Here is a 13,605-nt window from a genome sequence, read left to right as displayed (position 1 = left end):
TTTATCACTTTACTTCTCTGGTTTCTGCCCAATCCATTTCTCATATAATTTGTCATACTCTCCGCTTGCTTTCATGTCTTTAATTAAATTATTAATCTCTTTCGTTAAATCATCTGCACCTTTTTGCACTGCAATTCCGTACGGCTCATCCGTGAAAATTTTCCCGACAACTTCATAATTCGAATCTTGTTTTGCCATACCGTAAAGAATTGCATTATCTGTCGTTAACACATCACCTTTTCCTGCTTTTAACGCTGTAAATGCCTCACTGTAATTTTCAAATTCTAATACAGTCGCTTCCGGTGATTTTTGGCGAATGTTATTTGTCGATGTTGAACCTTTTACTGCTAACACTTTTACGCCCTTTTTCACATCATCAATACTTTTAATATCGCTTCCTTTTTTCACGAGTAACGATTGCCCTGCTTTAAAGTATACATCTGAAAAATCGACCTCTTTTTTACGTTCTTCTGTAATTGTCATCGTTGCAATAATTGCATCAATGTCACCATTTTTCAGGAGTGGAATACGCGTTTTAGACGTTACCTCTTTTAATTCTAATTTCTTTTCATCTCCAAGAATTTTTTTCGCAAGCGCCTTTGCAACATCAACATCAAATCCTTCTACCTGCCCTGTTGAAGGGTTTTTCAATCCAAATAAGTTCGTATCATTCTTCACCCCAACTACTAATTTCCCGCGCTTCTTAATTTGCTCAACAGCCCCGCCTTGCTTCGTATTCGTTTCTTTTGCCTCATCTTTTTTACTTCCGCACCCAGCAACGACAAGTACGAATAGACATGAAAATACGATTAACGTAAACAACTTTTTCATTTTAAGCATAAAACTCCTCCTTTAATGGTTTAACACTCGGCTTAAAAATAGACGCGCTCTTTCTTGTTCAGGACTTGCAAAAAATTGCGCCGGTGTTGTATCCTCAATGATTTTGCCATCATCCATAAATAAAATCCGATCGGCTACCTCCCGCGCGAATCCCATTTCATGCGTGACAACGACCATCGTCATCCCTTCTTTAGCTAGCGTTTTCATAACATCAAGTACTTCCCCGATCATCTCTGGATCAAGAGCAGACGTAGGCTCATCGAATAGCATAATTTCCGGCTGCATCGCAAGTCCTCTAGCAATTGCCACCCTTTGCTGTTGTCCACCAGATAATTGATGTGGATATACACTGGCCTTCTCCGGAATTCCTACTTTCTCTAAATAAAACATCGCCGTTTTCTCTGCTTCCTCTTTTGAAATTTTATTTACTTTAATAGGTGCTAGTGTAATATTTTGAAGAACCGTTTTATGTGGATATAAATAAAAATGTTGAAAGACCATTCCGATATTTCGGCGTAATTCATTCATATCTGTTTTCGCATTGTGTACCTCCGTATTTTGTACAATTAACTCTCCATCTGTAATTGACTCTAACTGGTTTATACACCGAAGCAACGTGCTTTTTCCTGATCCTGAAGGCCCAACAACTACTACCACTTCACCTTTTTTCACTTGTACATTAATATCTTTTAAAACTTGAAAGTTACCATAATATTTATTTACATTACGAAACTCTATCAACATACTCCCCCCTTCCCCTAACAAAGCATGTACATTCTTTTTATATTCAAAAATAAGCAAAAAAATAACTTTGATCCTCATTTCACCCATAAAAAAAGCAAAGGGGTTTCCCCTTTGCTTTTTCATCTCTATTCCATTACGATACTTCTTCTTTCTTATCTTTTCCGTATTCATGCTCCCAGAAATCAGCATTTTTAATTCCTAATGGCCCTGGATCGAATACTGGATCTTTTCCTTCTTTTTTCTGCTTTTCATAATCCTTTAATGCAACTAATGCAGGTTTTTGTAATAGTAAAATCGCAATGATATTTACCCATGCCATAATTCCTACACCGATATCGCCTAAAGCCCAAGCCGTTGCTGCTGTTTTGATACAACCGTAGAATACAGCTCCTAAAAAGACAAACTTTAGTACCATAGACAGCCAAGGGCGGTCTTTATCACGGTTTAAGTACGCGATATTCGTTTCTGCAATGTAGTAATACGCCATAATTGTTGTAAATGCAAAGAATAGTAACGAGATTGCAACGAAACCGTTTCCAAATCCAGGGAAAACAGATTCTACTGCTGCCTGTGTATATCCCGGTCCTGGCTGTGCACCATTTAATTTATTTACGATAAAGTTTTTTCCGCTTGCATCAAATACGTTATACATGCCTGTAATAATCATCATAAATGCTGTTGCTGAACAAACAAATAATGTATCAATGTAAACGGAAAATGCTTGCACTAAGCCTTGCTTAGCTGGATGTGATACTTCTGCTGCTGCTGCTGCATGTGGTCCAGTTCCTTGCCCTGCTTCATTAGAATAAATACCACGCTTTACTCCCCAAGAAATTGCTAAACCGATAATACCACCAAATGCTGCTTCTAATGCAAACGCACTTCTTATAATTAACATAAATGCTTCTGGCAGTTTTTCAATATTCATAGCGACAATAACACAAGCTACTAAAATATACCCAACAGCCATAAACGGTACGACAACTTGCGCTACGTTAACAATTCGTTTTACTCCACCGAAGATGATAAGAGCCAATACAACAACTAATAAAGCCCCTGATAGAGTAGTATTAATTCCAAAAGCTGTCTCTAAACTTACAGCAATACTATTTGCTTGCACGCCTGGTAATAAAAGCCCAGTTGCAAGGATTGTCGCTGCAACGAATACTAATGCATACCATTTAACCCCTAAACCTTTTTCAATGTAATAAGCAGGTCCACCGCGAAACTGTCCTTGATGCTTTGTCTTATAGATTTGCGCGAGTGTTGATTCTACATAAGCTGATCCTGCTCCTAAAAAGGCTACTGCCCACATCCAAAATACAGCCCCTGGTCCACCGAAGGCAACCGCTGTAGCTACCCCAGCGATATTCCCTGTCCCAACGCGCCCTGATAACGAAAGTGCTAACGCTTGGAATGAAGAAACACCAGCCTCTGATTTTTCTCCTTTAAATGTCAGCTTCACCATTTCTCCTACGTGCCTTACTTGTAAAAACCTCGTTCGAATAGAAAAATATAAACCTGCTCCTAAACATAAATAAACAAGTGCTGGACTCCAAACAATATTATTTAACCAATTTACGAAAGCTTCCAATATTCCCCCTCCTTTTTATCAAGAATATTCAGAATATATAAAAATTATAAGTGTATACCGAATCTATGACAATATTATTTTAATAAAACAAACATATTTTTGTATAAAAAAACAAAGTATATATTTGTTTTATATACTTTGTTTTGAACAGAATGTATTATATATTCACAATTGCTTCTTTTTTTATAATTCTTTCGTATAGCTCTTCTGATAACTTTCGGAAATTATCTGGCATATCTTTCCCTTTAAATTTCTTTTGGAGCGTACCGTATAGACCTATGTCACGCAAACGTAAAAATAGTGGTAATGATTCATACCAGCTATCCGCCAGTCTGTGCTCATACTCATAGCCTTTCCGTAACACTTGTAACTGTTTACGAGCAAAGTCTGTCTTCTCTTCCGCTGTCCACGTTGTAAATAGAACAGAGTAATAAAGAACCATTGCTAAATCGTGTATAAAGTAATTATAAGCCGCATCATCAAAATCAAAGATTGTTAGCTCTTTTCCATCATAATGAAAATTACCTGGATGAATATCCCCATGCATAAGGCCGAATGTTTCTCTTTCAATTGGAAGAGCCTTTATCTCATCCATTAATACCGCAGCAATCTTTTTCACTTGATTATCCTCTAATTCATTAACAATCCCACTCTCATCTTCTTCCCACGTATCACGATGATCCGTTTTAGGATAGTTCATTGTTAGACGATGCAGTTGTCCAATCGCTTTTCCCCATGCTTCAAAGTAAGCGTCTCCCCAATAAGGCGATTCCTCTCCTTTTACTTGCTCACCTTTTGCATATGTAAATAAGGAAACGAAAAAGAAAGTTTCATCCTCTGCTCCGATTTCTTCTACAAGATTTTGAAACGTTGAGTACAGGGGGCCTGCTACCTTTGCTCCGTTCTCTGCAACATATCGTAAAAAATCTAGTTCAGCCTCGACTTCTTTTTTAGAGCGATGCGACGAATGCGTTAAACGTAATACATAGTCTTCATCATTATCACCCTTCGCCTTAAAAATATAATTCTCAAAATCTCCAAGCGGCTTGTCTTCCACTGTTACACGAAACAAACTCGCTGCTCTTTTTAAAATCTCTTTCGTAAAAACACGTTCTACAGCTATTTCCATATGTATCCCTCCTATATATCTTCTTAATTCGACATAAATGTTAAAAGTACTGCTATGAAATTGAATAATGCGTGGGCAATCATAGCTGATAAAATAGAATTTGTTTTCTCATATAACCAAGCAAATACTACTCCACTTAAAAAATTCACTGGTAATGTGTTATATGTGGGAATATGAACAACAGTAAATATTATAGAACTTACAAGCACTCCACCCCATATACCATATTTATCACGAAAAAATGTATAAAAAACACCTCGATATAAAATCTCTTCATAAATTGGTGATATAACTGCTGCTCCAATTACCGCGATACAGAACGAATATATTGATTTATCATTTTGGACCGTCTCCGTTTTACTATTTTCAAAAGAAATACCCATTTTCTCCATTATCATTAATACAGCAATACTAACTACAATTAAGGTAATCAATGCTATAACTGCCCATAAAAAATCTTTCCATGAAAGTTTTCGAATTCCAATATCTTTCCAAGACAGTTGATATCTTTTTATACAAAAAAGATAAACTACAGTAGTAAATATCACCGCCATTATAAATCCCATTAATACTCCAGCATATAATGAGTTCCCTATTATCTTTAAAGCATATTCATATAAAAGAGATTCAACTGTTACTGGGACAATAAGAAATACGAAAACTAATAAATATAAAATTTCTTTCCATCCCCACATATACCTCAAAGTCACCTATATCATCCCCTATATCCTATTTTCTATAGTATAAAAGATGACGTAACGTAACTTTCAAGCTACTTTTTCAAAAATAGTCCAAGCATAAATTTCTCGCAAAAAGAACAACAAAAGAGTAAAAACCAAAAGCATATGTTTCCATCACTTCCATATATCCTCTATTCAATTCACCATACATATTAGAAGTACTGCTATGAATACTATAAAAAATCTAAAAATAAAAAAAGGTTGATTCACTAAATCAACCTTTACATTATTAAAAGTTTTATTTATCAATTGATTCTCGTATATAACATTTATTTTTATTTCTCTTCACCTTTTGTCTGCATTGAATTGAAAGTCCAATTTAATTTTAATGAATCTCCTTGAAATACATTTTGCTCTGCATTATTATCTACAAATGTGAACATTACATAGAAAGTATCATCATCACCAGGAGCAAGTCCATTTCCTTCTCGGTCTACAACACCTTTTTGTACAAGATCAGGAATACTTCCATTTTGCGTAGATACCTTTAATTCAGATAATGTAGTAGACCAAATTGGAACCTCATTTTTATCCAAATTCCACAAGAAATCAACGCGGATATGATCACCAAAATCAGCATTTCCATTATCTCCTTTAGCATCGATTACACTGTAATCTGTCAGGAGTTTCACATCTCCTATTGCTAAAGTTCCTTTGTTTACTAATTGAAAACCACGCTCCATTTCATCACCTGGTTTAATATTATCGACATTAATAACAACTTCAGGATTCACACTCAAATCTAAAGTCCCCGCTGCAAAAGTGTTTTGTGACACTTCCTTATCACTAAAATACGCATATGTTCCCCCGCCAATTAAAGATAAGCCAAGTGCTGCAGTTACAACACCCATACCAAGTTTTTTCTTAATACTCATTTCACAAGTCACCCTATTTTTAAAGTTCAAAGTTCAAACTACAAACCTTATTTCCATCCCACAAAATAATTTAAGCAACTACCTTGTCCCACAGCGAAAGTGAACCAACTTTAAACTAGTTACTTCATGTATCAAAACGACTATTACTTTTAAAATAACCGGTAATGTTACCGTAAATTATTACCGGTTATTTGTTAGCCAATCTCATTTCATTTACTATTCATTGTCTGATTGCATTATTTACTCTAGAATTTTGCCCACTTATTTTTTGGGTTCTAAGCCAATAGAGCGTAAGATTTTATCTAATGTCACCGGACCTACATTTTCTTTCGGTTTCTGATTTTCTTTAGCATCTGAACTCTTTTTCAAGAAGTTTTTCTCAATAAAACGAATATCTGTTTCATCTACAACACCATCTTGATTTATATCTCCATCTTTTACAGATACTTTTCCTTTTCCATACGATAAAGCTGCTATTCTAGCATCTTGAATGTCTACCATTTTATCTCCATTTACATCACCTGCAAGGTTATCATCCATGTCAGCTCTAAAGTTTTGTCCCACTAATTCACCATCTTGCACCTTCCCTATTTTTGTTGTTAATTTACTATTTAAATGACCTGACATTTCTACGAAAATATCATATTCTTTATCGCTTACTGGGACACTATGAATTTCAAATTGCCCGTTATCACCAATCGTTCCTGTATATTTCTTTCCATCCTTGCCAACTGCGTACACTTTTGCTCCTAGTTTTGTATAGTCTTTCTTACCTAAATACCCCTCTTCATTCAAGAAAGCTTCCGGGCCAATATATCCTGTAATCGTTGAATGTTTCGAAACAATAGCAAAAGATTTATCTTTAAACGCAGGAATCTCAATGCCTTCTGATGCACCAGCTTTTGTATAAGAGAACTTCTCTACTCCAAATGCAGTTAAATCATTAAAGTATTCATCGTTCGTCATCTCGAATGTAACATCTAAAAATGGTGTATCTCCATCTAATCCTTTAAATTCTTTTCCTTCTAATGATGCCCCAACTTTCACCTTGTTTTCCCAAGCTCCTTCTTCACTTATCTTCGGATCTTCTAATTTAAGGTTCAGTCCATGTTGTTTTACATATTCCGTAAGTGCTGGATTTGGTTTCACATCTGTAAATTTAAAGAGCTGCTTATAATAAGGAATTTCAAATGTACCTGACATAAGCTGTTTTACATTATTAAGATTCAAAGTTAACGTAATTTTCTCTCCTAATTTGATTTTATCTTTGTCATAACTTGGAACAGCGTATTCTGTCCCTTCCTTTACAAAGACGTAATCTTTATATCCAGTTGCCATATTCCCTGCAGTTGCAAGATCATATCCAAATAATTTTAAATTTAACGGCTCATTTATTTCCTCTGGAAGTACTCCAAATTTAAAATCACCATTTGCTTGAATTGTATTCAGCCAACCTGATGGAAAGGCTGAGTTTTGATAATATACAATTTGGTTCGCTTTTTGACTATACTGCAAGCCTTTTGCTTTTAATGCATCTACTGTAGAATCATAAATATTACCATGCACCCATAATGCACGTTGGCCGTCTTCTTCTTTAAACATAGAATCATTTACTTCATGTATACCAGGTTGTACATCCTTAAATTTCATTTCCGGTATAACATTATCAATGATAATGCTATCGCCTTTTGTATACGATTTTCCTTCTTTATCATATCCAACGAAGTTCAATTCGTAATCTCCATCAGGCAACATAACAGGTTTATCCCCAATTGGATGAGCTGGATCTCCTGTGAATGGAAGTACATACCCTCCCATACCAGAAAACATCATATATTCAATATTCGGTGTTAGACTACTTGCATTAAGTGTACCAACGACTCCTAATGCCTTTCCTGTCTTTCGGTCCTTCACAACTGCATCAATAGTTTCAAGAGGACTATTTAGTTTAAATGTCAAAGGCGAACTTGGTCTCTCCATAAACGGATGGAATTTAGATGCATCTGTTGCCATTGCATCTCTCAGTAAATCTACAGATGCAATCCCTTTTTCTGTGAATTTAACTGCAAATGGTACTTGATACACTTCTTTTTCATTGTTTTTATTTGAAATATGAATATAGCCCTCATATCTACCAAATTCAGCGTTTTCTGGAATGATAATTTCAGGGCTAATTTCCTCTGATGTACTAGGAGCTACTTTAATAGAATCTGGTACATTTAGCTTCACACCATTCTTCGCTGCATCTTGCACACCTACACTTGTAGATGAAAACTCTACTTCTAATTTAAACTCTTTTCCATCAGTTTTACTGCTGTTCTTAATTAAGACTTTTCGACTATCTTTAATAGGCCCATTTTCAATTTGATTTTTATATCCAAACGCAATAGAACCTGTTTTTTCTTCAATTTCTACTTCTTCATCATCTACAACGTTTGATGTTTTATCGATAACCTCGATAGATGTATCTGCATGAACTGCACGATATGCATCAATTCGTCCAGAACCCACCTCAAATACAGAACGCTCTTCTTTTAAGTCAACTGCGGTATTCATAAGTGCTTCTTTTACTTCAAATGGACTATAGTTTGGATGTTCTTGTAAAATAAGTGCCGCTACCCCTGCAGTATGAGGAGTTGCCATAGATGTACCTGACAGACGTCCATACGCTACCGGATAATTTTCTCCATCTTTTGGATCATTAATATATTCAGGAACAGTTGAGAAAATAGACACACCTGGTGCTACAATATCTGGCTTAATATCATCTGTTTTAGTTGCAGGACCACGGGAGCTGAAATCAGCCAAATGATCTCCCTCTGTTTTTATATTACTAAGTTCTCCAAATGCTAACGACACATCTCCTTGTACAGCTTTTGCTTGCAATTTCTCACCATCTACTTTTGTTAAGCGGAACGATGGAATAGATGAAGTACTTTCCCCAAGATAACTTGTAATTTCCCCATCTACATTGTTGTATACAATTACCGCCTTTGCGCCTGCTTCCTTAGCATTTTTAATTTTTTCATCAAATGTAATCTCACCACGTTGGATAAGAGCTAACTTCCCTTTTACATCTTTCCCTGTAAAATCATCTGATTTCCCAAGTCCTGCATATACAACCGATAAGGATTGTCCTTTCAAATCTTCAATCTTATCAGTAAAGCTTTTTCCAAGTAGCATCATCTTATCTACATGTACATCACCTGCATCGGCGGAAAACGTTGGAATATTCATTGCAGCGTCACTGGCTCCAACTGTAATGGGAAGTGCCGCTGCACTAGGTGATCCTATCGTACCTTCTTCCGGACCACTATTACCAGCTGCTACTACTGTAACAACACCAGCTAACATCGCATTGTTCACTGCAACAGAAGTAGGATATAAAGGATCATTAATAGACGCTCCTAGTGATAAATTGATAACATCCATATCGTCTTTCACTGCTTTATCAATCGCAGCAAGAATACCGCTTGTTTGTCCACTTCCATACGGACCTAGTACGCGATATGAATATAAATCTACATCTGGAGCAACGCCCTTCACTGCATAATCCACACTATTCTGTTTGTCTGCAGCAATTGTCCCGGCTACATGCGTACCATGGGATGTATAATATGCACTTCCCTCATAAATTTCAGGATATCCTCCAGAATTTTGCCAATCCTTATACGTTGTCTCCATTGGATCAGCATCATTATTCACAAAGTCCCATCCTTTTATTGAGTTCGGATCTACTTTACTTGGATCTTCACCTTGTTTTGCACGATATCCTTTATATGCATCTTTCAAATCCGGGTGGTTGTAATCAATACCTGTGTCCAGTACACCTACCTTAATTCCTTTACCTGTTATTTTTTCATCATGCAGCTTGTCCACACCAATTTGCGGTACACTATCTACCATTTTTGGTTCAACAGCAGTCTTAGCTGTTTCTTTCGGCAAATCAATTTTAACCTCATGATCTTCCCATACGCGCTTAACGATACCGGTACGAACTAAGTCTTCGATCATATTTGCTGGTAAAGAAATCGCTACACCATTAAAAGCATTCTTATACTCTCTTGTTATTTTTGCAGATTTTACATTTGTCCCTTTCTCTTTATTCTTTTGAAGCTGTTCAAACTCTGCTTTAAATCCTTTATGTGATGCCTCTACCTTTTGTTCCGCATTTGAAAGAGCTATCTTTTTCCCTTTAGCCGCTTGTTTTAATACCTCAATTTTGCTAGGCGCTTGCTTAAATTCTATAATCACATTTACATTATTAGGACTTGCTGTATTGATACCTGGCGAAATAACAAAACCTGGTTTTGTATCTAACGTTTTTAAGGCATTACGTTGTTCCTTTGTAAGGCCTTTTAAGATAGCATCTGCATCATCAATTCCAGTTAAAGTAGATGTATTTACCTCTTCCGCTAATACGTTATATGGAATCCCTTGAGACAATAACATTCCAACTGTTAACGTTCCAATAAGAACCTTTCCAAATTTCCCTCGTTTCATATTGCATCTCCCCATTATTCATATTATTTTTGAAACAAATTGATTCTTACATTCCCATGTAGCATCGGAAACTCTATCAATCTTAATCTTTTGTATCATGAAAGATTCCAACACTACTACCATCCCCATACCTCATATAGCTAACCACTCACTTTACTCTTTTTATAAGAGCCCCCCATCATTTATTTCCAACAAAAGATTTTCATGAAATGAATTATTAACAATATTAAAATATAATTCTATTTTTATTATTTCACATTTTGATTATTCTGAAAATTAAACAAAAGGAGTATCTTTTCTCTAATTATTCTATGCCTACATAGTACAAAAGAACTATCTTGTCATTTATTCTTTGTGATACAGAATAAATCGACACGATAGTTCTTTGATAAATTTCTTATTTAATCTAGCGGAACCAATTGATTTCGAACTGCATAAATCACTGCTTGCGATCGACTTTTCACATTTAGTTTTTTAAAAATTTTATTGATGTGTATTTTAACTGTTTTATCACTAATATATAAAACTTCAGCAATTTCTTTATTACTAAGTCCTTTTACTAGTTCAAAGAGAATTTCCTTTTCACGTTCCGTCAGTTCATTTTCATTTGATTCTACTTTCATTTTTTGCTGATGATATGTAATTAATTTTTTAGTCATACGCGGATGAATAACTGAATCACCTCGATATAACATTCGAATTGCTGCTACTACCTGCTCTGATGAGGAATCCTTCAATAAATAACCATCAGCACCGGCCTGAAGTGCATCCATTAAATACTCATCATGTTCATACATTGTAAACACAAGTACTCGGCAACTCGGATAAATTTTTTTCACTAACTCTGTAGCTTCAATCCCATTTTTCCCTGGCAGGTTAATATCCATCAAAATACAATCTGGTCCGCATTCTTCTACTTTTCCCAATACTTCATCCCCAGAGCTAGCTTCTCCAACCACTTTCATATCAGATTCATCTTCTAGTATGCTCCGAATTGCATCCCGTAAAAAAGCATGATCATCTACTACTAATATTTTAATCATTTTACGCACCCCTTGTTTGTGAATCTGGAATTAACAGTGTAATTTCTGTCCCCTTTCCTATAGAACTATCAATCTGTAAACTAGCCCCTAATTGGTCAGCTTGTTCATTCATATGTAATATACCATAATGTGGCTCATTCTTTGTTTTAACCATAGACTCAAATAGTGAAAAGCCAACTCCATTATCCTTAATCCTTAAAAGAACGTGTTCACTTTGATAACTGAGTAAAACATCAGCCTTTTTTGCTTGTGCATGTTTTACAATGTTTTGCAAACTCTCTTGTAATGTATCAAATATAACTCTTTCTTTTGAAAAACTAAGCGCACGTGCATGACCTCTTTCATGATAGGTAATGTCTAATTCATATTCTCGTTTTAAAGATTTTATTTTACTTGCTATTGCCTGCTTAAGACCTAATTGTTGTGTCGGATATGGTTTTAAAGCATAAATAGAATAGCGAACTTCTCCTAGACTTCCTCTTAAATCTTTTATGCTTTTCTCAACTACTTGCTGCATATCTTTTGGTTTATCATGGTATTTTTTCCGTGCGGATTCTAGTTGGAATATTACCCCCGCTAATGTTTGCGCAATACCATCGTGAATTTCACGGGCAATTCTATTTCTTTCTTCTAAAATCATTCTTTTTTTCTGTTCAGAAATCAATATCCTTGTTTTAACAACGTTAGCTAATTGGTTAGAAAATGTAGCTAACGACTGTACATCTTCCGGAAAGAAACCCGCATTTCTACTTTTCCCTGCAACAAACATTCCGACTAATTCATCATTTACTATAAGAGGAAAATATACAAGTGAGCGTATAACACTATCAAATATTTCATCTCCAGGAGCCGTACCAATTTTCCAATCATTAAATACAAGATTTTTAGAAAGTTCCTCAAACGCCCTTGATATTTCTGAATCATCAGAAATATAAGAGCGCACTTTCCCATCTTTTAATAGAATACTCCAGTTCCCATCATCTTTTGTCCATATTACATATGCTTGTATGCCAAAAAAACCTTTAAGTGCTTGTTTAATATGTTTCAAGTTTCCTCCAGTTAATCCTCGACTAATTTCGGTCGTAATAAGAAATAACTCATATAATCGTTCCTTCTCCATCCTTATCCGTACAGAAAAAGAACTAATAACTGAAGCTGCTACAAGTGGAAAAAAGAAAAACAGTACTGTAATCTCGTTTATTTCCACACTATATATACTAATTAATACATGCATCAGGGCCGCATAAGAGAAACCAAAAGTTTCGCAAAGAAATACCGTTACAGTTTTTTTATACCACTGATATATTGAATATGGCTGTGGAAGAAGTATCATCAACAAATCGTAAAAACGATTGTTGAAAAAACAAAAAAACACGCAAAATAATAACAAAGATATTAAATTTTCATATAGAACTGGCATAACTATCTTATTAAGTAATAAGGACATACATTTGTTTGAAAACCATTCGGCCAAAATCAAACTAAGTGCATGCTGAGTACTATTAAATAACATTCTTTGTATCGGTGAACGACGATGCAGGTGAATAATTAGCGTTACGAATACAATAGCAGTAATAGTTATATGGATTCCAAACTGCCAACTCATAGCGTAAATGATCGGAAAAGTAAGCGAGCTAGTTCCTCTCCAAAATCTTACAGGAAAATACTCTGCAATCCCCATAAATAGTAACAACATTATTAGTATTGTTGGATGAGAAGGGATTTTAATTTCAAGTAAAGATATAGTTATAGTAACCAAACCAAGAAAAGAAATAAAATAAAGATAAGAACTAGCAATCTTTTCTCTCATAAAGATAGAATTTACATCCTTCAAAACAACCCCTTCTTTCTTTATAAAAACTTCATTTTCCCTATTATCCAATAAAAAACCGGCACTGGCAAAATGGAAGAACATCCACTAGCCAATCACCGGCTGTGTACTGTACCTAAAAAGGCAAGACACAATACTAGTATTATAAATCGTTTTTCTTAAATTTCCTATTCATCAAATGATGTAATTATGCATCCCGCTAGATTTACTCTCCTATAGTACAAAAGATATATATTAATATCGCAAATATATACGTTCTTTCCATTTCCCTACTTTTCTAAAAAATCCAAGCATAATTTTCTCACA

The 13,605-nt window shown here is 35.2% G+C and carries 9 protein-coding genes; all 9 read right to left on the bottom strand.

Annotated elements, in window-relative coordinates; genetic code table 11:
• Positions 1 to 9 precede the first annotated feature (9 nt).
• The 9 genes from glnH to ACTFR9_RS22010 all read right to left on the bottom strand — a co-directional run bounded on the left by glnH (position 10) and on the right by ACTFR9_RS22010 (position 13,302).
• Positions 10 to 840, bottom strand: coding sequence for a glutamine ABC transporter substrate-binding protein GlnH (gene glnH / locus ACTFR9_RS22050; protein ID WP_000916479.1), 831 nt, complete (start codon positions 838 to 840; stop codon positions 10 to 12).
• 12 nt (positions 841 to 852) lie between these two features.
• Positions 853 to 1,581: an amino acid ABC transporter ATP-binding protein gene (locus ACTFR9_RS22045; protein WP_074564835.1), complete on the bottom strand. Its 729-nt coding sequence runs from the start codon at positions 1,579 to 1,581 to the stop codon at positions 853 to 855.
• A 136-nt stretch (positions 1,582 to 1,717) separates the two neighbouring features.
• Positions 1,718 to 3,178: an alanine/glycine:cation symporter family protein gene (locus tag ACTFR9_RS22040; protein ID WP_000387151.1), complete on the bottom strand. Its 1,461-nt coding sequence runs from the start codon at positions 3,176 to 3,178 to the stop codon at positions 1,718 to 1,720.
• 157 nt (positions 3,179 to 3,335) lie between these two features.
• Positions 3,336 to 4,307: a phosphotransferase enzyme family protein gene (locus ACTFR9_RS22035; protein ID WP_073541554.1), complete on the bottom strand. Its 972-nt coding sequence runs from the start codon at positions 4,305 to 4,307 to the stop codon at positions 3,336 to 3,338.
• A gap of 23 nt (positions 4,308 to 4,330) precedes the next feature.
• Positions 4,331 to 5,017: a CPBP family intramembrane glutamic endopeptidase gene (locus ACTFR9_RS22030; protein WP_073541555.1), complete on the bottom strand. Its 687-nt coding sequence runs from the start codon at positions 5,015 to 5,017 to the stop codon at positions 4,331 to 4,333.
• 305 nt (positions 5,018 to 5,322) lie between these two features.
• A complete protein-coding gene (locus ACTFR9_RS22025) occupies positions 5,323 to 5,922 on the bottom strand; it encodes a TasA family protein (RefSeq protein ID WP_000023366.1) in 600 nt (199 codons plus the stop codon).
• A gap of 261 nt (positions 5,923 to 6,183) precedes the next feature.
• Entirely contained in the window at positions 6,184 to 10,425 is a 4,242-nt protein-coding gene (locus ACTFR9_RS22020; protein WP_163262806.1) for a S8 family serine peptidase, read from the bottom strand.
• Positions 10,426 to 10,826: 401 nt separating this feature from the next.
• Positions 10,827 to 11,468 (bottom strand): response regulator, encoded by a 642-nt coding sequence (locus ACTFR9_RS22015; RefSeq protein WP_000590668.1) that lies wholly within the window; start codon positions 11,466 to 11,468, stop codon positions 10,827 to 10,829.
• Position 11,469: 1 nt separating this feature from the next.
• Entirely contained in the window at positions 11,470 to 13,302 is a 1,833-nt protein-coding gene (locus ACTFR9_RS22010) for a GAF domain-containing sensor histidine kinase (RefSeq protein ID WP_163262804.1), read from the bottom strand.
• Positions 13,303 to 13,605: the final 303 nt, after the last annotated feature.

It is taken from the genome of Bacillus cereus group sp. MYBK222-1, assembly GCF_051916425.1.
Taxonomy (GTDB): domain Bacteria; phylum Bacillota; class Bacilli; order Bacillales; family Bacillaceae_G; genus Bacillus_A; species Bacillus_A paranthracis.
The sequence above is the reverse complement of the archived record's forward strand: the minus strand, read 5'-3'. Positions and strand labels throughout refer to the sequence as shown.

Excerpts from the sequence above, each read along its gene's own strand:
- ACTFR9_RS22025 (WP_000023366.1), bottom strand. The coding sequence starts at position 5,922 with ATGAGTATTAAGAAAAAACTTGGTATGGGTGTTGTAACTGCAGCACTT.
- ACTFR9_RS22020 (WP_163262806.1), bottom strand. The coding sequence starts at position 10,425 with ATGAAACGAGGGAAATTTGGAAAGGTTCTTATTGGAACGTTAACAGTT.
- glnH (WP_000916479.1), bottom strand. The coding sequence starts at position 840 with ATGCTTAAAATGAAAAAGTTGTTTACGTTAATCGTATTTTCATGTCTA.
- ACTFR9_RS22035 (WP_073541554.1), bottom strand. The coding sequence starts at position 4,307 with ATGGAAATAGCTGTAGAACGTGTTTTTACGAAAGAGATTTTAAAAAGA.
- ACTFR9_RS22015 (WP_000590668.1), bottom strand. The coding sequence starts at position 11,468 with ATGATTAAAATATTAGTAGTAGATGATCATGCTTTTTTACGGGATGCA.